This window comes from Agrobacterium sp. a22-2 (assembly GCF_012276985.1).
Lineage (GTDB): Bacteria > Pseudomonadota > Alphaproteobacteria > Rhizobiales > Rhizobiaceae > Allorhizobium.
Genome location: NZ_JAAXMM010000001.1, coordinates 58,815 through 77,176 on the forward strand (window position 1 = coordinate 58,815; position 18,362 = coordinate 77,176).

Sequence of the window (18,362 nt, forward strand, 5' to 3'; positions counted from 1 at the left end):
GCGGATATCGGTCCGCGCAAAATCGTTACCGACGAACAGCAGCGGCAGATCGCGCTCCTTGGCCAGCGCATAGGCGAAGCAATCTCCGAAATTGAGACCGGCAGGATGAAAGCCCTTGCCCCATTGGCGCTAGATGGCACCTATCTTTTGCGCGACTTCCTCCGTGACCGGAACAATCTCCGGCTTGATCCGCGCCAGAAGCTCGTCAAGCCTTTCGAAAATACCCCGCCTGCTGGCCACGATATACATTTCAGACAAGGTCCCCGCAGATATAAGAACGTCGCCTGACACCGCTAATCGGTTGGCCAACTCACCCGCCGCGGGCTCTCGCAAGAGGATCGCCAGCATCGCCGACGTGTCCAAAACAATCACGCGGGCAGTCCGGTCTCAGGATCGTAGAGAAAATCCTGACTGTGCGCCGCATCGGGGCCGGGCGTCGCTTCCTTCGCGGCGCGGCGACTTATGTCATCAATGATCGCCAACTTCTCTTCGGGCGTTAGCGCTCTTTTCTCTTCCGCCTTCAACCTCGCAACCGCTTTTCCAGCGTCGGTCAGGACGATCTCCTCCCCCGCCTCGGCGCGGCGGACGAGTTCGGCAAGTCTTTTGGCGGCTTCGCTGACGGAAATGTTCATGACTGTCTCCATGGTCCGACCGACATATACCACGATTGACAGCGCAAATCAGCGCCCAAAGCAAAACCGGCCCCAAAGAGGAGCCGGTTTCGTCGTTGCAGGATGCTGCCGGACTTAGCGCGTCAGGTCGAAGGAATAGTCTGTCTTCGATGGGATGATCGTCTGCTGGTCGTAGACGTCGAAGAACTTGTCGAGGATCGTCGTCAGGACCCGAAGACCGCCCTGGTAGCCCATGACCGGGAAGCGGTGGTGGTGATGGCGGTCGAAGATCGGGAAGGTGAGGCGCAGCAGCGGCGTGCCGGTATCGCGCTCCAGATATTTGCCATAGGAACTGCCGATCAGAAGATCGACCGGCTCGGTGAACAGCAGCGAGCGCATGGCCCAGAGGTCCTTGCCGGGCCAGACCTGGCAATCCTTGCCGAAGGGCGAGGAGGCGAAGAGGTCCTTCATCTCGGCTTCCCAGGCGGCGGAGCCGTTGGTGGCCAGGCAATGGGTCGGTTCGCCACCGGTTTCCAGGATGAAGCGCGCCATGCCGTAGACGAAATCCGGATCGCCGTAGATCGCGTATTTCTTGCCATGCAGATAGGCCTGGCTGTCGGCCATGGCGTCGACCAGGCGGCCGCGCTCCATGCGCAGCTCTTCGGGGATTTCCTTGCCGGTCATCTCCGAGACCTTCATCAGCAGGTCGTCGGTGCCGCGAACCCCCATCGGATAGTGCAGCGACGCGACCTTCTGGCCGACCTCCTTGCAGTAGTCCTCGGTCTTGCGAGTGTTGTAATGCTGCAGCGACAAGGTCCACTCGGCATTCAGCGCCGCCTTGACGTCGTCGATCTTCGTGCCGCCGTCATACATGCGGTATTCGCCGTCCGAGGGCGTATCGTACTGGTCGGAAGCGTCCTGGATGAAGGTGTAGTCGACACCCATCATCGCCAGCATGCGCTTGATCTCGCGGTTGTTGCCGACGCAGAAACCGTCGAAGCCGGGGATCAGGTTGAAGCGGCCCTTGATCTCCGTGCGCGGCTGGCCCTTCCAGAAATGCTCGAACACGCCACGCACCATGTTGTCGTAGCCGTCGACATGGCTGCCAACAAAGGCCGGCGTGTGGGCGAACGGCACGTCGTAATCGGCCGGCACCGAGCCTTCGTTCTTGGCGTTCTCGATGAAGCTGCGCAGGTCGTCGCCGATGACTTCGGCCATGCAGGTGGTCGAGACCGCGATCATCTTCGGCTCATAGAGCGTGTAGGTGTTGGCAAGCCCGTCGATCATGTTCTTGAGGCCGCCGAATACGGCTGCATCTTCCGTCATCGACGAGGAAACCGCCGACGACGGCTCCTTGAAGTGGCGCGACAGATGCGAGCGGTAATAGGCAACGCAGCCCTGCGATCCATGCACGAAGGACATGGTCTTCTCAAACCCGGCGGCGGCAAACACCGCGCCGAGCGGCTGACAGGCCTTGGCGGGATTGACGACAAGAGCCTCGCGGGCAAGGTTCTTCTCGCGATATTCCCAGGTCTTGGTCAGCTCGCGCTGATCATCGACCCATTCGCCCGGATGCGGGCATTCGAAATTTTCCTTCTTGTTCTTCAACATCTCGACATATTCGGGCTCGCGGAAGAGCGGGGCGTGGTCGAGTACTTTTTCAGCCGACTGTGGCATGACGGGTCACCTCCATCCTTGCAGGCCGCGCCATACGGCGGCACTGGGACATATGAGACATTTAAAGGAACCGGACGGGCGTTCGCCCACCGGCGCTGGTTCATTCCGCCGGTCTCACCGACCGGATGTCGGTATCCCCGTTTCGCGGGCGAAGCGGGAATGGCAGTTCATTCGGCGGCAATCGCCATCGGTGCCGGCGCCTTCTTCTTCCACGGTGCGTCGTAGAGGCCCCAGACCGGGTTGTTGATGGCCAGATCCATGTCGCGGGCGAAGATCGCGAAGCCGTCATAGCCATGATAGGGGCCGGAATAGTCCCACGAGTGCATCTGGCGGAACGGGATGCCCATCTTCTGGACAGGGTATTTTTCCTTGATGCCGGAACCGACCAGATCGGGACGGATGCCCTCGATGAACTTTTCCAGCTCGTAGCCGGTGACATCGTCATAGATCAGCGTGCCGCTTTTGACGTAGTGGCTGGTGCGCTGGTAATCGTCGTTATGGCCGAACTCGTAGCCAGTGCCGACGATCTCCATGCCGAGATCCTCATAGGCCGTGATGACGTGGCGGGGGCGCAGGCCGCCGACATAGAGCATCACGGTTTTACCTTCGAGACGCGGGCGAAAACGGTCGATCACCGCATCGACCAACGGCCGGTACTTGGCGATGACGGCTTCGGCATTGGCCTCGATCTCCGGCCCGAAATACTTGGCGATCTTGCGCAGGCTGGATTCGATCTGGGAGGGACCGAAGAAGTTGTATTCCGTCCAGGCGATGCCGTATTTCTCTTCCATGTGGCGGCAGATATAGTTCATCGACCGGTAGCAGTGGATGAGGTTGAGCCTTGCCTTCGGCGCCCGCTCGATTTCGGCGAGTGTCGCATCGCCCGACCAGTTGCCGACCACCCGCAGGCCCATTTCCTCAAGCAGGATGCGGCTCGCCCAGGCATCGCCGCCAATATTGTAGTCACCGATGATGTTGACGTCGTAGGGGCCAGTCTCGAAGTCGGCATGCTTGTCTTCGCCGGAGAACACCCAGTCGCGGATGGCATCGTTGGCGATGTGGTGGCCGAGCGACTGCGACACGCCGCGGAAGCCTTCGCAGCGTACCGGCACGATGGTCTTGTTGATCTCTTTCTTCTTCTTGCGCGACACGGCTTCGATGTCGTCGCCGATCAGGCCGATTGGACATTCGGACTGGATCGTCACGCCATTGTTGAGCGGGAACAGCGCCTCGATCTCGTCGATGACCTTTTCGAGCTTCTTGTCGCCACCGAAGACGATGTCCTTCTCCTGGAAATCGGAGGTGAACTGCATGGTGACGAAGGTGTCGATGCCGGTCGTGCCGATATAGTAGTTGCGGCGTTGCGACCAGGAATACTGGCCACAACCGACCGGTCCGTGGGAGATGTGGACCATGTCCTTGACCGGACCCCAAACGACCCCCTTGGAGCCGGCATAGGCGCAGCCGCGGATGGTCATGACGCCCGGAATGGACTTGATGTTCGACTTGACGTCGCATTCGGACAGCGGCTTGCCATCCTCGGCATCGACCTCTTCGCCCGTCTTGGCGACGTTCAGGTGTTTCTTGCGGCGCTTGGCCGTCTTGTCGGGATAGTGCGACAGCACGTCCTCGATCAGTTTCTCGTGGAGCTGGCTGTCGTTTTCATAATCGAGGCTCATGGCAATCGACCCCTTCTTCGAAGATGGATGGCGGCAGATCCGCCGGGTTTGAAAGGAGCGCCGGGTCAAGGCCGGCGCCCGGTTTCGTCTGAGCCGATTACACAGCGGCGACGGCCTGCTTGGCGGCTTCCTTGGCGGCCAGTTCGGCCAGCATCTGCTCGTCGGTCTTCATGATGCCGAAGGCGAGCAGCATGTCTTCCAGCTCTTCCATGGTGATCGGGGTCGGGATGGTACCCTTGCCCGAATTGTTATGGATCTTCTGGGCCAGCTGGCGGTATTCGTCGGCCTGCTGGGAATTCGGCGCATATTCGATGACCGTCTGCTTGCGCAGTTCGGCATGCTGCACGATGTTGTCGCGCGGCACGAAGTGGATCAGCTTGGAATTGAGCCGTGCTGACAGAGCTTCGGCGAGGTCCAGTTCGCGGTCGGTCTGGCGTTCGTTGCAGATCAGGCCACCGAGGCGCACGCCGCCGGAATTGGCGTATTTCAAAATGCCCTTGGCGATGTTGTTGGCGGCATAGAGCGCCATCATCTCGCCGGACATGACGATGTAGATTTCCTGGGCCTTGTTTTCGCGGATCGGCATGGCGAAACCGCCACAGACGACGTCGCCGAGAACGTCGTAGGACACATAGTCCACGTCGTCATAGGCGCCGTTTTCTTCGAGGAAGTTGATCGAGGTGATGACACCGCGGCCGGCACAGCCGACGCCTGGCTCCGGACCGCCGGATTCGACGCACTTGATGCCCTTGTAGCCGATCTTCAGCACGTCTTCGAGCTCGAGATCCTCGACGGAGCCTTCCTGGGCTGCGAGCGACAGGACGGTGTCCTGGGCCTTGGAGTTGAGAATGAGGCGGGTGGAATCCGCCTTGGGGTCGCAGCCGACGATCAGGATCTTCTGACCCAGGTCGACGAGTGCGGCCAATGTATTCTGGGAGGTGGTGGACTTGCCGATGCCGCCTTTCCCGTAAAATGCAATCTGACGCAGAGCTGCCATGACTTTTCCTTCCTTCGCTTAAGGCAACCGCGGCAAGGCCGCGAGTTGGATACCGGATCGGCAGGCTTGACCGCCGCCGTCCCTCTCGTTTCAAAAGCCGTGCCAGTTTGAAAAACCGCCTTGAGGAAAAAATTTTATCCATATTTTTCAATATGATAAAATTCACGAGCGGTCTCATGACGGCCGCCCGGCCTCTGTCGCAGACACGACAAATCCGACAGGCCTTGTCCGATTTGTCCACGTCCGGCGCCCGCCGGTATTCCCCTGCATGCCAGGTCTGCCGCGGCGACCGGAAAATCGTGACGGCAAGGTCTGTTTTGCGCGGCCGGTACCGGTGAGCGATGTCCTGCAGCTTATGTCGCGTTACCGACGTTGTCGGATTGACGACAAAGCGACATCAGACCTATTCAATTGATATTTCTGCATTTTCACTTTTGGCACGGCATGTGCATCGCAGGGTTCGTCGTCCTATTCGAGATGGAGAACCGCCATGATTAACCTGACTGAGAATGCCGTTTCCGCCGTCAAGACAGCCCTGTCGAGGGCCGCCGAGCCCGCCGAGGGCTTGCGCATCATGGTGGAGGCGGGCGGCTGCGCCGGGCTGAAATACATGATGGGCCTGGAATCCGTTATCCGCGACGGCGATGCCGTGATCGAGACCGATGGCGTCAAGGTCTATGTCGACGCCGGCTCGCAGCAGCATGTCGCTGGAATGACGGTGGATTTCGTCACTGGCCTGGAATCTTCCGGCTTCGTCTTCAACAATCCCAACGCGGCGGAAAAATGCGCCTGCGGCAAGTCGTTCGGTTGAACCGGGAGAGCGGGATCATGCAGAACAACAGCAATGCGGCACGCATCACGCTTTACGACGGATTGCGCGATCGCCCGGCGAGGCCGGCCACTCTTGCGGTGCGCCACGGCGCCATGGCCGATCCGGGCGATGCAGCCAGCCGGCCGGAGCCCGACGGCACCGATCCAGATGGCAAGGCGGCAGCGCTCAGGGCAGCCTTGATGGAACGCCGCCGCCCGCTGATCGAGGCAGCCCTTGAAGCAATCCGGCCCAACCTACGGCGCGACGGCGGCGATTGCGAACTGGTCGAGATCGTCGGCGATGCGGTGCGCGTCAAGCTGTCAGGCGCCTGCGTCGGCTGTCAACTGGCCTCGCTGACCCTGAACGGCGTGCGGCAGAAGCTGATCGAGGCAACCGGCCTGCCGGCGCTGCGCGTCATCCCGATCAACTGACGGCTTGAGAGGAGGTGCCGGACATGGATGCCGTCTATCTCGACAACAATGCCACGACCCGCGTGGCGCCTGCCGTGGTCGATGCCATGCTGCCGTTCTTTGGCGACCAGTTCGGCAATCCCTCGTCGCGACACGCCTTCGGGTCCGGTGTCAGCGGCGCATTGAAGACCGCCCGCCGGCAGGTCCAGGCACTGCTGGGCGCCGCGCACGACCATGAGGTGACCTTCACCTCCGGCGGCACCGAGAGCAACAGCACGGCGATCCTCTCGGCGCTCGAGACCATGCCCGGCCGCAACGAGATCGTCACGAGTGCCGTCGAGCATCCGGCCATCCTGTCGCTGTGTGCCCATCTGGAGCGGCAGCGCGGCATCCGGGTGCACCGCATCCCGGTCGATAGGCAGGGCAGGCTTGATATAGCGGCCTATCGCGCAGCACTTTCCGACAAGGTCGCAGTCGCCTCCATCATGTGGGCCAATAACGAGACCGGCACTCTGTTTCCGGTGGCCGAGCTGGCCGAACTCGCCCGGCAGGCCGGCGCTCTATTCCATACGGACGCGGTACAGGCAGCCGGCAAGCTGCCGATCGATCTGAAAGAGGCGGGGATCGATATGCTGTCGCTGTCCGGCCACAAGCTGCACGGACCGAAAGGCATCGGCGTTCTCTATGTCAGGCGCGGCACGCCCTTCTGTCCGCTGCTGCGCGGTGGGCAGCAGGAGCGCGGCCGCCGCGCCGGAACGGAGAACACGCCGGCCATCGTCGGGCTCGGCAAGGCTGCCGAACTGGCCCTTGCCCATATGGACGAGATGACCAGCCGCGTTAGGCCCTTGCGGGATCGGCTGGAGGATGGGCTGTTGCAACGCATTCCCGACGCGTCGGTGACCGGCGATCGACAGCAGCGCCTGCCCAACACCGCTCATATCGCCTTTGCCGATGTCGATGCCGAGGGGATCGTCGCGCTGCTCGATCGCCAGGGAATAGCCTGCTCGACCGGCTCTGCCTGCGCCTCCGGATCGATGGAGCCGAGCCACGTCCTGCGCGCCATGGGGTTTGCCGCCGGTGCCGCACACGGGGCCTTACGCTTCTCCCTGTCGCGCGACAGTACCGAGCGGGAGATCGACCGCGTCATTGCGACCTTGCCCGGCATCGTCGAAACGCTGCGGACCCGATCGGTATCACCCGCCGGCACCGGTCGCAGTTTGGCGATCCCCATGTCGGCCCTCGCATGACCCACCGCGCCATGGACACGAACTTGAGATGACGGAAGCCCCGGTTTTTCTGAACGACACGACACTGCGTGACGGCGAGCAGGCGCCGGGCGTGGCCTTTTCCGTGGCGGAGAAGCTGGGGATCGCCGAGGCCCTGGCCGCCGCCGGCATTCCGGAAATCGAGGTTGGAACGCCTGTCATGGGCGAGGACGAGGTGGCGGCCATCCGCGCCGTGGTGTCGCTGCGCCTGCCGCTACGCGTCATGGCCTGGTGCCGGATGACGGACCGCGATCTGGACGCCGCCCTTGCCAGCGGGGTCGATGCCGTCAACCTGTCGATGCCGGCCTCCGATCTGCAGCTTGCCGCCAAGCTCGGCCTGAATCGAAAGCAGGCGCTTACCGTCATCGAGGCCATGGTGCGCAAGGCGGTCGCCCGCGGCCTGTTCGTTGCCGTTGGCTGCGAGGATGCATCGCGGGCTGATGCCGAGCATCTTGAGCAAGTGATCGCCGTTGCTGTGGATGCGGGCGCGGCACGGGTGCGGCTGGCCGATACGGTCGGCATTCTCGATCCGTTTTCGACCTTCGACATGCTGGCACCGCTTGCCGCGAAATCGCCGGTCGCGCTTGAATTCCACGCCCATAACGATCTCGGACTGGCGACCGCCAATACGCTGGCGGCGTTTCGGGCCGGTGTGCGGCACCTGTCGGTCACGGTCGGCGGGCTTGGTGAGCGGGCCGGCAATGCGGCGCTGGAGGAGGTCGCCGTGGCGCTGCACCATCGTCATGGCCTGACGGGCGGCATCGACCTGGCCGCCCTGCCTGACCTTGCCGGTCTTGTCGCGCGTGCCGCAGGACAGGTGATCGCCCCGGCCAAGCCGATCACCGGCGCCCATGTCTTCACCCATGAATCCGGCATCCATGTCGCCGGCTTGCTGAGCGAACCGCAGACCTATCAGGGCCTCGACCCGCAGGATGTCGGCCGGCGGCACCGGATCGCCATCGGTAAGCATTCGGGGACAACGGCCATAGCGCATGTGCTCGAAGAAAACGGCCGCTTTCCAAATCGCGACGAGATCACGGCGCTCATCCCTCTGGTGCGCCAACGGGCCACCGAGACCAAGGCGTCGCTGCCGCCGGGCGAACTGGTGCGCCTCTACGACCGGCTGGTAACAGATGCCGCAGTCCTGCCGCGGATAAGGGGGTCGAGATGTCATTCGTGATGCTGACCAGTGGATCCAAGCAAGACCGGCCCGCCGCCGTGGCGCCACCGCGCCGAGGACTTTTCACCGCGATCAAGGACGATATCGCCTGCGTCAAGGCGCGGGATCCGGCAGCCCGCAATCGCCTCGAAATCCTGGCGCTTTATCCCGGCGTGCACGCCATCATCTGGCATCGCCTCGCCCATCGCCTGTGGCAGGCAAAACTACGCTTTGCCGCCCGCTTCCTATCTTGGCTGTCGCGGCTCCTGACCAATATCGACATTCACCCCGGCGCCACGATCGGGCAAAGGTTTTTCATCGATCACGGCGCCGGCGTGGTGATCGGCGAGACCGCGGAGATCGGCGACGACGTGACGCTCTATCACGGCGTGACCCTCGGCGGCACCTCCTGGTCGCCGGGCAAGCGCCATCCGACCCTTGGCGACGGCGTGCTGGTGGGAGCGGGCGCCAAGATCCTCGGGCCGATCACGCTGGGCACTGGGTGCCGCGTCGGTGCCAATTCCGTGGTCATCGAGGATGTGCCGCCCGGCATGACCGTCATCGGCATACCGGGCCGCGTTGTGCGGCCGGACACCGAACGGCGCCGGCTCGGCCACGGCCGCATCGATCTCGATCATCACCTGATGCCCGATCCGGTGGGAGATGCCGTCTCTGCACTGATCGACCGGATCGAATTTCTCGAACTGCGGCTGGCGCATCTGCAGGGCCAGCGCGCCGCAAAACAACCTTTCGTTCCACCCGCGGTTCGTCGCCAGGCGGCGAACTCATCGCCAGACCAGGGAGACAAACATGAGTGACTGCTCGAGCAATTCCCGTCCGATCGACGTCGACAATATCCTGGAACGCCTGCGCGGCCTGTCGTCGGCCGAGGATTTCTTCCATCAGCTGGGCATTCTCTACGATCCGAAGATCCTCAACGTCGCCCGGCTACATATCCTCAAACGCATGGGCCAGTATCTGGCTGAGGAAGATTTCGACAGCCTGCCGGACCGGGTGATCGCAGCCCGCGCCCGCTCGACGCTGGAACGGGCCTATGGCGATTTTGAAGCCGCCTCGCCGCTGTCGCAGCGGGTGTTCAAGGTGCTGAAGGACCACGATCCGGACAAGCCGGCCGAAAAGCGCGGCGCCTTCGTCGCCTTCGAGGCGGCCCTGAAACCATTCGCCGACAATTGAACCGCTCTTCCCCAGCCTCGACCGGTCCGCCAAAGGCGGACCGGTCTCTTTTTGTCGGTCCGCCGCACCACCCGACACGCGCCGCATCCGACGCGACAATGTCGAAAACCCGACAAAAGCCTGCAACAGCCGACCGACACAAAATAAAAATCGCTTGAATTCAGTCACTTAGAAATCTGGCACGGATTATGCTGATCAATGCCTGAGACCGACAAGGCCGCAACGACCAGGGATTTGGAGGCGCAGGACATGCATATCGTCGTCTGTATCAAGCAGGTGCCGGATTCGGCGCAGATCCGCGTCCATCCGGTGACCAATACCATCATGCGGCAGGGCGTGCCGACGATCATCAACCCTTACGACCTGTTCTCGCTCGAAGAAGCGCTCCGGATGCGCGACGCCCATGGTGGCGAGGTGACTGTGCTGACCATGGGGCCGCCGATGGCCGCGGATTCGCTGCGCAAAGCGCTGACCTACGGGGCGGATCGCGGCGTGCTGCTGACCGACCGCTATTTCGCCGGCTCAGATACGCTGGCCACCTCGTTTGCGCTGTCGGCAGCGATTGAGAAGATCGGCGAACTCTACGGCACGCCCGACGTGATCTTTGCCGGCAAGCAGACCATCGACGGCGATACCGCCCAAGTCGGCCCCGGCATCGCCAAGCGGCTGAACCTGCTGCAACTGACCTATGTGGCCAAGATCGGCGCGATTGATCCGGGCGCTCGGGAGATTACCGTGGAGCGGCGTGCCGAAGGCGGTACGCAGGTGCTGAAGACTCGGCTGCCCTGCCTGATCACCATGCTTGAAGGCAGTAACGAGATCCGCCGCGGCAGCATGAACGATGCGCTGCGGGCGGCGCGGGCCGAAATCCTCACCTGGAGTGCTGCCGATGCCGGCATCATCGACCTCACCAAATGCGGATTGCGCGGCTCGCCGACCGTGGTCAAGCGCGTCTTTGCGCCGACCGCCCGCCAGGACAAGGCAGTGCTGATCGGCGAGGCTGGCGATAGCCCCAGGGATCTGGCCGATGCCCTCATCGCCGAAATCTTCGCCCGTCAACCCGTGCTTGAAACGGCGCTGATCGCTGAAAATAGCCTCGCCTAGAGCCCTTCACCGTTTCTGTGAAAGGCTCTCTCTATCTGTTTTACCCAATTCCGGACGGAAAACCGCTTCGCACTTTTCCTGGAATTGCTCTGAGAAAGGACACCATCATGGCCGACGAAAGCCCGAAAGCACCGCCACCGGCCGCCGGCCGGGCCGGCATGAAAAAAGAACTGCCGGAGCATTTCAAGTCCTACAAACATGTCTGGGTGGCGGTCGAGATGGAGCGCGGCCAGGTGCATCCCGTCTCGTTCGAGCTTTTAGGCGAAGGCCGCAAGCTCGCCGACAAGCTCGGCGTGCAACTGGCCGGCGTCGTGCTCGGCCCGCCCGGCGAGGCAACGTGGCATGCGGTGGCAGAGTGTTTCGCCTATGGCGCCGATCTTGCCTATCTCATCGAGGATCCCCTGCTGCGCGACTATCGCAACGAGCCCTATTCCAAGGGGCTGACCGATCTGGTCAATGCCTACCAGCCGGAAATCCTGCTGCTGGGCGCCACGACGCTCGGCCGCGATCTGGCCGGCTCCGTCGCGACGACGCTGAAGACGGGGCTGACAGCCGACTGCACCGAACTCGACGTCGATGACGACAAGTCGCTGGCCGCGACACGGCCGACCTTCGGCGGTTCGCTGCTGTGCACGATCTACACGTTGAATTTCCGGCCGCAGATGGCGACGATCCGGCCGCGAGTGATGGCCATGCCCGAGCGCCGCGAACGGCCGATCGGCCGGGTGATCCAGCATCCGCTCTCCATGGTAGAGGAGGATATCGTCACGAAGATCCTCAGCTTCCTTCCCGACGGCCAGTCCCTAAAGGTCAACCTTGCCTATGCCGATATCGTCGTGGCCGGCGGGCTTGGCATGGGGGCTGCGGAGAATTTCCAGCTGATCAAGGGGCTGGCTGCGACGCTTGGCGCCGAATACGGCTGTTCGCGGCCGGTGGTGCAGAAGGGCTGGATGCCGGCCGAGCGCCAGATCGGCCAGACCGGCAAGACCATCCGGCCAAAGCTCTATATCGCCGCCGGCATTTCCGGGGCGATCCAGCACCGGGTGGGCGTCGAGGGAGCAGACCTGATCGTCGCCATCAACACCGATGCCAATGCGCCGATCTTCGATTTCGCCCATGTCGGCATCGTCACCGATGCCGTGCGTTTCCTGCCGGCGCTGAAAGAAGCCTTTGTCCGCCGGCTTTCGCCGCACAATCGCGACAAGCTCGCAAGCTGAAGGGGTGAGGATCATGATCGAGGAAAAATTCGATGCCATCGTCATCGGCGCCGGGATGTCCGGCAATGCAGCCGCCTATACGCTGGCCAGCCGTGGCCTGAAAGTGCTGCAGCTGGAGCGCGGCGAATATGCGGGCTCCAAGAATGTCCAGGGCGCCATCATGTATGCCAGCATGCTGGAAAAAATCATCCCGGATTTCCGCGAGGATGCGCCGCTGGAGCGCCATCTGGTCGAACAGCGCTTCTGGATGATGGACGACACCTCGCATACCGGCATGCATTACCGCTCGTCGGACTTCAACGAGGACAAGCCGAACCGCTACACGATCATCCGGGCGCAATTCGACAAATGGTTCTCGCGCAAGGTCAAGGAGGTCGGCGGAACGGTGCTGTGCGAGACCACCGTGACGGCGCTTGCTCGCGACACCAAGGGCAAGGTGATCGGCGTGCATACCGACCGCACCGGCGGCGTCATTCTCGCCGATGTCGTGGTGCTGGCCGAAGGCGTCAACGGCCTGCTCGGCACGCGGGCCGGCCTGCGCGACATGCCGAAGCCCGAAACGGTGGCACTGGCCGTCAAGGAAATGCATTTCCTCCCCGAGGAGGTGATCTGTCAGCGCTTCGGCCTGTCCGGCAACGAAGGCTGCGTGATCGAGGCGGCCGGCACCTTCTCGCAAGGCATGACTGGACTTGCCTTCCTCTATACCAACAAGGAATGCATTTCACTCGGTCTCGGCTGCCTGGTCTCCGACTATGCCAAGACCATGGAAAGTCCTTATGCGCTGCTGGAGGAATTCAAGAACCATCCCTCGATCAAGCCGCTGTTGGCAGGATCCGAGGTCAAGGAATATTCTGCACATCTGATCCCGGAAGGCGGCTACAAGGCCATTCCGCAGCTCTTTGGCGACGGCTGGGTGGTGGTTGGCGATGCGGCGCAGCTCAACAATGCCGTGCACCGCGAAGGGTCGAACCTCGCCATGACATCAGGGCGGCTGGCCGCCGAGGCAATCTTCCAGGTGAAAAGCCGGCGCGATCCGATGACGGCCGAGAACCTTAGCCTCTACAAAAAGATGCTGGACGAGTCCTTCGTGGTCAAGGATCTGAAGAAGCACAAGGACATGCCCGCCCTGCTGCACACCAATTCGCAGAATTTCTTCATGACCTATCCGCAACTGCTGTCGGCGGCGGCACAGAGTTTCGTGCGCGTCGACGGTACGCCGAAGATCGACAAGGAGAAGGCGACGATCGCCTCCTTCGTCAAGCGCCGCAGCCGATGGGGCATGGTGTCCGACGCGGTCAGGCTGGCACTCGCCTGGCGCTGACCGAAAAAACCACAAGCCGCCTCTACCGCAACCCATAGTCAACGAGGAGCACCGACATGACCATCGCCATCAAGGACATCAGGGTCGAAGACAAGCTTTTCCAGAATCGCTACCTGGTCGATGTCGGCCGCCCGCATATCACGGTCCGGCCACACGAAACGCCGAGCGCAAACCTTTTGGCACTGACCCGGGTTTGTCCGGCAAAATGTTACGAGACCAACGATCAGGGTCAGGTGGAGATCACCGCCGATGGCTGCATGGAATGCGGCACCTGCCGGGTGCTCTGCGAGGCAAGCGGCGAGATCGAGTGGAACTATCCGCGCGGCGGCTTCGGCGTGCTGTTCAAGTTTGGCTGAGGTTTGGCAACCCGTACCGGATCATGTCTCAAAAACTTTACATTTGCCAAGGAATCCCTGCTTTGCAGGGCCTGCAGAGCGAAATCGAATTGACAAAGACAAGTGTCGGCATAAGCTGTTTGCATAACAAAATTCGGCTCGGGGAGGTTACCCTTGGAACAATCCAGATGCGGATAGTCCAAGAGGTCATCAGATGAACCACAGCTATGTCGAGCATATTGCCCGGCCGAAAGAGAGCACTCCCCCGTCGGACGCGGCAGTGCGGTCGGGGCGGCGCGCCAATATCTCGCTCAGCGGCATCTACGAGATTTCCAAGATCCTGGCTGAACCGGCCCGGCTGGAAATCACGCTTGCCAATGTCGTCAACATCCTTTCGTCCTTCCTGCAGATGCGCCAGGGCGCGATCCTCGTACTCGACGAGGCGGGATTGCCGGAAATCATTGCGACCGCCGGCTACAGCCATCCGCCGGGTGAGGATCATTTCATGCCAGTCCCACAGGCGGTGATCGACCAGATCGTCGCAACGGCGACGCCGCTGGTGGTGCAGGATATCCGTCGCTCCAGCCTGTTCAGCGAAACCGACCATGCCGCATCCAGCGTCTGTTTCATCGGCGTTCCCGTCAAGGCCAACCATCAGGTTCTCGGCACGCTGTCGATCGACAGGGCCCGCGACAGCGGCAAGGGCAACGATTTCACTTTCGACGAGGACATGCGTTTCCTGACCATGGTCGCCAACCTGGTGGGGCAGACCATTCGCCTGCACCGCATCCTGTCGGAAGACCGGCAGCGGCTGATCGAGCAGCAGCAGCGGCTTGAAAAATCTCTTGAGGCCCAGGGCAAGTATGATGTCAGGCCGCGCCGCGGCGGCAAGACCAACCGCATCGTCGGCGAGAGCGCCGCCGTGAAGAAGGTGCTCGAGGTCATCAACATCGTCGCCACGACCAACTCGACCGTGTTGCTGCGCGGCGAAAGCGGAACGGGCAAGGAACTGTTCGCCCAGACCATTCACGAATTGTCGACCCGCCACGACAAGCCGTTCGTCAAACTCAATTGCGCGGCGCTGCCTGAAAGCGTGCTGGAATCGGAACTGTTCGGCCATGAGAAGGGCGCTTTCACCGGCGCGACCAGCCAGCGCGTCGGACGCTTCGAGTTCGCCCATGGCGGTACGCTTCTACTCGACGAGATCGGCGAGATTTCGCCGGCCTTTCAGGCCAAGCTGCTGCGCGTGCTGCAGGAGGGCGAGTTTGAGCGGGTTGGCGGCAACAAGACGATCAAGGTCGATGTGCGGCTGATCTGCGCCACCAACCGCGACCTCGAAGAGGCGGTGCGCAAGGGCGAATTCCGCGCCGATCTCTACTACCGCATCAGCGTCGTGCCGGTCACGCTGCCGCCCTTGCGCGACCGGCCGGGCGATATTCCGCAGCTGGCGGAATCCTTTCTGCAACGGTTCAACCGGGAAAACAGCCGTCACCTGAGCTTCAACAAGACCTCGCTCGACCTGATCTCGCGATGCTATTTTCCCGGAAACGTTCGCGAGCTTGAAAACTGCGTGCAACGCACGGCAACGCTGACCCGCTCCGAAACCATCGGGCCGAGCGATTTCGCCTGCAGTTCCGGGCAATGTCTGTCGGCCCTGCTGTGGAAAGGCGCCGGCAAGACGGGAGCGGCCCATGCCATCGACGCCCTGGCGGCCGGCCACATGCTGCCGGCCGGCGCGCTGCCGTCGCGTCCCGTTGCGGGCGACGCGCTGCCGCAAGCCAGCACCAAGACCTGCGACCCGGAAGATCCGGATTGTCCCGCCAATGGCGGCCGGCTCACGGAACGGGATCGGCTGGTCGATGCGATGGAGCGCTCCGGCTGGGTACAGGCCAAGGCCGCCCGCATTCTCGGCCTGACGCCCCGCCAAGTCGGTTATGCCCTGCGCCGCCACAATGTTCCGGTCAAGAAGTTCTGACGCGCCGCCGATGGCGTCGCGTCCTTTTATCGAGACTTGGTATGATCAGGCTGGAACATGCTCGCCAGTTAGCAGTCCGGCGGCTTCGGCCAGCGGCATGTCGATCAGCGTGATGCCCTGCCCCGCCAGGAAGCGGCGCTCGTTTCTGGTTAGCGCGGCTGCATCCATGATGGCATAATGCGGCCCCTTCGAGCGTTTCATGATCTGCCTTGCATAGGTGCGCAGCATCTGGTCGTGAAAACGGCAGCCGAGAAAGAGGAAGCCGCGATTGCTGCGGCGGGTCCGCACCAGATCCGGGATTGGGGTCTGGATGTCGATTTCGGTCAGCACCTCGACATAATCGGAATCGGCCACCAGGAAATTGCCGGCCGGTCTTGCACCGCCATGGGGTTCGTAGAGCACGGTCGCCGTCGCCTCGGCCACAGCTTCGTCGATCTCCTGGCCCTCGCCGTCATAGGCCTTCGTCCAGATATCGCGGAACTCGCCGGACCGGGTGATCCCCTGGATGGCCGGGACATCGGGGCGGCCGGCCGCCGCAAAGGCCGCACGCATTGCGCCGTCATACCAGGTGTCGACTACCAGCGGCAACGGCAGGCTCACCAGCCAGCGATGCAGCGCACTCGGCTGCGGATCGGCGGCAAAAATCTCCGCCATCCAGGTTCGCAGGGTGACCCGATGACGGCGCTGCTCGATATACTGGGCGACCGACCACATATTGGTGCGGATGCGCGACGGTGCCGGCGCACGGGCATGCAGGGCAGCCGCCACCTCTTCCGGGGAGACCGGCACTGCCGGCACGGCCCCATCAAGCGCCAGCAGGCCCGGACCGAGATAGGGGATAAGGTCGCCGACCCGCAACAGCCGGCCGATATCCTCGACGGCCCGCGCGCCTTCCTCGCCATCCAGAGTGAACAGGAAATCAGTGTTCAAGATTGCATTCATCGCTCAGCCTCCTTGGCTTGCTGGATTGCCGACGGGCTATGCGTCGCCCGACAGCTTTTTCGCCTCGACGGTGACGGGCAGACGAGTGTCAGCGGGCATTTCGGGCAGGCCCAGCCGCCAGCCGTTCTTCAAGGTGACGATGCCACCCCAGAGAGCGTCATTCTCGGCGCCGACGATCGGCTCTTCGAGATCCTTCTTCGGCACATAGACGGAAAAGCCGCGTTCGGACTTCCGGATCATCACTTTCATGGCGCAATTCCTTGCTGGTTTTTTTCCGCCGACGACATGCCGGCGCCGGTGTCGACGGGATGGTCGAGGCTGACAAGTTCGCGAGCCCGCATGCCGACCAGCGTGCCGCGCCCGATCCACTCGACCGAGTAGATGTAGAACTGCTGCAGGAAGGTGCCGATATCGCGGACGTAGCCGACATCGCCCTTGCGCACGAGATTTTCGCCGATGTCCTTGCCGGGATAGGTCCCGTCGTTTCGAACATGACGGGTGGCGCGAACCTGCTCGCCCGGCTTGAAGACCGGGGGTTTGCGGATTTCGATCTCTTCCTCGCGTCCAAGGCCCATGGGTCAGCTCTCCTTTTCAAGGCGGGTCATGCGTTCCTGCGCGATCTCGCGGACCGCCTCGTCCTGGTCGCTCAGAAAGGCCGGCAATTGATCGAGACCGATGCGCTCGGCCACGGCATAGCGGACGCGAAAGTCGGGATCGCGTGCCAGAAGATGCAGCCGCTCCGGCTCCATGCGGCGCGCTACCTCGATGCGCACCAGCGGCTCGGGATCGCTCACGAGTGCCGGCAAGTGATAGAGTTCGACGCGCCGTGCCGCTTCCCGGCGGATATCCGGTTCGCGGTCGCCCAGCAGGGCCACGAGCAGGACAGGGCTTGCCGTGCGTGCCGCCGTCAGCCGAACCTGGTCGTCCGGGTCGGCCAGCAAGGGCAGGAGATCGTCGCCCTCGAGCCGGCGCGCCAGCGCAATGCGGACACGGCGATCAGGATCGAAACGCAGGCTCAGCACGCGGGATGCCGGCAGCCGGACGGCAGCCATGGCCCTGACATCGGACTCCGGGTCGCTCAGCAACGGCAGCAGCCGAAACGGCGAGGCATAGCGCGCGGCAATGCTGCGGACCTCGAAGAACGGATGATCGAGATAATTGTCCGCCTCATCGGGATTGAGCGAGAAGAACCGGTCGACGCGGCGGGCCCGCAGGTCACGAACGCAGGCCTTGCCCAGATCGCAGCGGCCGGTCACCCGGTTCTCGTCATGCGGACAATCGCCGCAGGACACCGGATTGCCCAGCCAGTCGACTGCGGCCGGCATCTCGTCATCGATCTGCTTCGAGCTGCTCCTGGCGTTCATACCATCACTCCTCGTCCGGGATCAGGCGGTTGCATCATGGCCCCGGCTGCCGCCACAAGGGGTCAAGGCCCAAAGGCAGCAGACGGGGTTCCCGGCCCGGGTGGTCAGGCAGGAACACAGGTTTTTGGCACCGGACAGACCGCCGCACATTGCTGCGTGTCGAAATATCCTTCGCATTCGGTGCATTTGTTCGGGTCGATCACATAGGTCTCGCCCTTGAACTTGATCGCCGCGGTGGGGCACTCAAATTCACAGGCGGAACATTGGGTGCATTGCGATGCGATGATCTTGAAAGCCATGG

General features: G+C 62.6%; 21 protein-coding genes. 11 read left to right on the forward strand and 10 right to left on the reverse strand.

All coding sequences use genetic code 11. From position 1 onward, the window contains the following. Positions 1 to 129 precede the first annotated feature (129 nt). The 5 genes from HFC70_RS27215 to nifH form a co-directional block, all read right to left on the reverse strand. Positions 130 to 372: a PIN domain-containing protein gene (locus tag HFC70_RS27215; RefSeq protein ID WP_368669478.1), complete on the reverse strand. Its 243-nt coding sequence runs from the start codon at positions 370 to 372 to the stop codon at positions 130 to 132. Next, complete coding sequence (locus HFC70_RS00260; protein WP_168471196.1) at positions 369 to 632, reverse strand: type II toxin-antitoxin system Phd/YefM family antitoxin; 264 nt, start codon at positions 630 to 632, stop codon at positions 369 to 371. The genes HFC70_RS27215 and HFC70_RS00260 overlap by 4 nt, the downstream gene beginning before the upstream one ends. Positions 633 to 746: 114 nt before the next feature. Beyond that, positions 747 to 2,288 carry a nitrogenase molybdenum-iron protein subunit beta gene (nifK, locus tag HFC70_RS00265; RefSeq protein WP_168471197.1) on the reverse strand — a complete coding sequence of 514 codons (1,542 nt, stop codon included), beginning with the start codon at positions 2,286 to 2,288 and terminating at the stop codon, positions 747 to 749. 167 nt (positions 2,289 to 2,455) lie between these two features. Then, the gene (gene nifD, locus HFC70_RS00270; RefSeq protein ID WP_168471198.1) at positions 2,456 to 3,967 is read right to left on the reverse strand and encodes a nitrogenase molybdenum-iron protein alpha chain; all 1,512 of its coding nucleotides are present in this window, start codon (positions 3,965 to 3,967) and stop codon (positions 2,456 to 2,458) included. Positions 3,968 to 4,064: 97 nt separating this feature from the next. Continuing rightward, positions 4,065 to 4,964: a nitrogenase iron protein gene (gene nifH / locus HFC70_RS00275; RefSeq protein WP_028738197.1), complete on the reverse strand. Its 900-nt coding sequence runs from the start codon at positions 4,962 to 4,964 to the stop codon at positions 4,065 to 4,067. Positions 4,965 to 5,454: 490 nt separating this feature from the next. On the opposite strand from nifH, the gene HFC70_RS00280 reads away from it, so the two are divergent. The 11 genes from HFC70_RS00280 to nifA all read left to right on the forward strand — a co-directional run bounded on the left by HFC70_RS00280 (position 5,455) and on the right by nifA (position 15,755). After that, positions 5,455 to 5,775, forward strand: coding sequence for an iron-sulfur cluster assembly accessory protein (locus HFC70_RS00280; RefSeq protein ID WP_168471199.1), 321 nt, complete (start codon positions 5,455 to 5,457; stop codon positions 5,773 to 5,775). 17 nt (positions 5,776 to 5,792) lie between these two features. Continuing rightward, positions 5,793 to 6,206 (forward strand): NifU family protein, encoded by a 414-nt coding sequence (locus tag HFC70_RS00285; RefSeq protein WP_246735603.1) that lies wholly within the window; start codon positions 5,793 to 5,795, stop codon positions 6,204 to 6,206. A gap of 23 nt (positions 6,207 to 6,229) precedes the next feature. After that, positions 6,230 to 7,432, forward strand: coding sequence for a cysteine desulfurase NifS (nifS, locus tag HFC70_RS00290; protein ID WP_168471201.1), 1,203 nt, complete (start codon positions 6,230 to 6,232; stop codon positions 7,430 to 7,432). Positions 7,433 to 7,460: 28 nt separating this feature from the next. Beyond that, positions 7,461 to 8,630 (forward strand): homocitrate synthase, encoded by a 1,170-nt coding sequence (nifV, locus tag HFC70_RS00295; protein ID WP_168471202.1) that lies wholly within the window; start codon positions 7,461 to 7,463, stop codon positions 8,628 to 8,630. Further along, a complete protein-coding gene (gene cysE, locus HFC70_RS00300) occupies positions 8,618 to 9,427 on the forward strand; it encodes a serine O-acetyltransferase (RefSeq protein ID WP_168471203.1) in 810 nt (269 codons plus the stop codon). The genes nifV and cysE overlap by 13 nt, the downstream gene beginning before the upstream one ends. Next, a complete protein-coding gene (nifW, locus tag HFC70_RS00305) occupies positions 9,420 to 9,803 on the forward strand; it encodes a nitrogenase stabilizing/protective protein NifW (RefSeq protein ID WP_168471204.1) in 384 nt (127 codons plus the stop codon). Before cysE ends, nifW begins: the two co-directional genes overlap by 8 nt. Positions 9,804 to 10,052: 249 nt before the next feature. Next, positions 10,053 to 10,907 carry an electron transfer flavoprotein subunit beta/FixA family protein gene (locus tag HFC70_RS00310; protein WP_168471728.1) on the forward strand — a complete coding sequence of 285 codons (855 nt, stop codon included), beginning with the start codon at positions 10,053 to 10,055 and terminating at the stop codon, positions 10,905 to 10,907. A 107-nt stretch (positions 10,908 to 11,014) separates the two neighbouring features. After that, positions 11,015 to 12,124 (forward strand): electron transfer flavoprotein subunit alpha/FixB family protein, encoded by a 1,110-nt coding sequence (locus HFC70_RS00315; protein WP_168471205.1) that lies wholly within the window; start codon positions 11,015 to 11,017, stop codon positions 12,122 to 12,124. Between the two features lie 13 nt (positions 12,125 to 12,137). Then, on the forward strand, positions 12,138 to 13,445 hold the full coding sequence (locus HFC70_RS00320) for an FAD-dependent oxidoreductase (RefSeq protein WP_168471206.1): 1,308 nt from the start codon (positions 12,138 to 12,140) through the stop codon (positions 13,443 to 13,445). A gap of 56 nt (positions 13,446 to 13,501) precedes the next feature. Next, complete coding sequence (locus tag HFC70_RS00325; protein ID WP_168471207.1) at positions 13,502 to 13,801, forward strand: ferredoxin family protein; 300 nt, start codon at positions 13,502 to 13,504, stop codon at positions 13,799 to 13,801. A 193-nt stretch (positions 13,802 to 13,994) separates the two neighbouring features. Continuing rightward, positions 13,995 to 15,755 (forward strand): nif-specific transcriptional activator NifA, encoded by a 1,761-nt coding sequence (gene nifA, locus HFC70_RS00330; RefSeq protein WP_168471208.1) that lies wholly within the window; start codon positions 13,995 to 13,997, stop codon positions 15,753 to 15,755. A gap of 45 nt (positions 15,756 to 15,800) precedes the next feature. On the opposite strand, the gene HFC70_RS00335 is transcribed toward nifA, so the two are convergent. From HFC70_RS00335 to HFC70_RS00355, 5 genes are all read right to left on the reverse strand, one after another. Continuing rightward, complete coding sequence (locus HFC70_RS00335; protein WP_168471209.1) at positions 15,801 to 16,697, reverse strand: SIR2 family protein; 897 nt, start codon at positions 16,695 to 16,697, stop codon at positions 15,801 to 15,803. A gap of 36 nt (positions 16,698 to 16,733) precedes the next feature. Continuing rightward, the gene (gene nifT / locus HFC70_RS00340) at positions 16,734 to 16,946 is read right to left on the reverse strand and encodes a putative nitrogen fixation protein NifT (protein WP_168471210.1); all 213 of its coding nucleotides are present in this window, start codon (positions 16,944 to 16,946) and stop codon (positions 16,734 to 16,736) included. Beyond that, positions 16,943 to 17,272 (reverse strand): nitrogen fixation protein NifZ, encoded by a 330-nt coding sequence (locus HFC70_RS00345; RefSeq protein WP_168471211.1) that lies wholly within the window; start codon positions 17,270 to 17,272, stop codon positions 16,943 to 16,945. The genes nifT and HFC70_RS00345 overlap by 4 nt, the downstream gene beginning before the upstream one ends. A 3-nt stretch (positions 17,273 to 17,275) precedes the next feature. Beyond that, complete coding sequence (locus HFC70_RS00350; protein WP_246735604.1) at positions 17,276 to 18,061, reverse strand: 4Fe4S-binding leucine-rich repeat protein; 786 nt, start codon at positions 18,059 to 18,061, stop codon at positions 17,276 to 17,278. A 104-nt stretch (positions 18,062 to 18,165) separates the two neighbouring features. After that, entirely contained in the window at positions 18,166 to 18,360 is a 195-nt protein-coding gene (locus HFC70_RS00355; RefSeq protein ID WP_168471212.1) for a 4Fe-4S dicluster domain-containing protein, read from the reverse strand. Positions 18,361 to 18,362: the final 2 nt, after the last annotated feature.

Coding starts and splice junctions, on each gene's coding strand:
- HFC70_RS00260 (WP_168471196.1), bottom strand. CDS start 632: ATGAACATTTCCGTCAGCGAAGCCGCCAAAAGACTTGCCGAACTCGTC.
- nifK (WP_168471197.1), bottom strand. CDS start 2,288: ATGCCACAGTCGGCTGAAAAAGTACTCGACCACGCCCCGCTCTTCCGC.
- nifD (WP_168471198.1), bottom strand. CDS start 3,967: ATGAGCCTCGATTATGAAAACGACAGCCAGCTCCACGAGAAACTGATC.
- nifH (WP_028738197.1), bottom strand. CDS start 4,964: ATGGCAGCTCTGCGTCAGATTGCATTTTACGGGAAAGGCGGCATCGGC.
- HFC70_RS00280 (WP_168471199.1), top strand. CDS start 5,455: ATGATTAACCTGACTGAGAATGCCGTTTCCGCCGTCAAGACAGCCCTG.
- HFC70_RS00285 (WP_246735603.1), top strand. CDS start 5,793: ATGCAGAACAACAGCAATGCGGCACGCATCACGCTTTACGACGGATTG.
- nifS (WP_168471201.1), top strand. CDS start 6,230: ATGGATGCCGTCTATCTCGACAACAATGCCACGACCCGCGTGGCGCCT.
- nifV (WP_168471202.1), top strand. CDS start 7,461: ATGACGGAAGCCCCGGTTTTTCTGAACGACACGACACTGCGTGACGGC.
- cysE (WP_168471203.1), top strand. CDS start 8,618: ATGTCATTCGTGATGCTGACCAGTGGATCCAAGCAAGACCGGCCCGCC.
- nifW (WP_168471204.1), top strand. CDS start 9,420: ATGAGTGACTGCTCGAGCAATTCCCGTCCGATCGACGTCGACAATATC.
- HFC70_RS00310 (WP_168471728.1), top strand. CDS start 10,053: ATGCATATCGTCGTCTGTATCAAGCAGGTGCCGGATTCGGCGCAGATC.
- HFC70_RS00315 (WP_168471205.1), top strand. CDS start 11,015: ATGGCCGACGAAAGCCCGAAAGCACCGCCACCGGCCGCCGGCCGGGCC.
- HFC70_RS00320 (WP_168471206.1), top strand. CDS start 12,138: ATGATCGAGGAAAAATTCGATGCCATCGTCATCGGCGCCGGGATGTCC.
- HFC70_RS00325 (WP_168471207.1), top strand. CDS start 13,502: ATGACCATCGCCATCAAGGACATCAGGGTCGAAGACAAGCTTTTCCAG.
- nifA (WP_168471208.1), top strand. CDS start 13,995: ATGAACCACAGCTATGTCGAGCATATTGCCCGGCCGAAAGAGAGCACT.
- HFC70_RS00335 (WP_168471209.1), bottom strand. CDS start 16,697: ATGAATGCAATCTTGAACACTGATTTCCTGTTCACTCTGGATGGCGAG.
- nifT (WP_168471210.1), bottom strand. CDS start 16,946: ATGAAAGTGATGATCCGGAAGTCCGAACGCGGCTTTTCCGTCTATGTG.
- HFC70_RS00345 (WP_168471211.1), bottom strand. CDS start 17,272: ATGGGCCTTGGACGCGAGGAAGAGATCGAAATCCGCAAACCCCCGGTC.
- HFC70_RS00350 (WP_246735604.1), bottom strand. CDS start 18,061: ATGAACGCCAGGAGCAGCTCGAAGCAGATCGATGACGAGATGCCGGCC.
- HFC70_RS00355 (WP_168471212.1), bottom strand. CDS start 18,360: ATGGCTTTCAAGATCATCGCATCGCAATGCACCCAATGTTCCGCCTGT.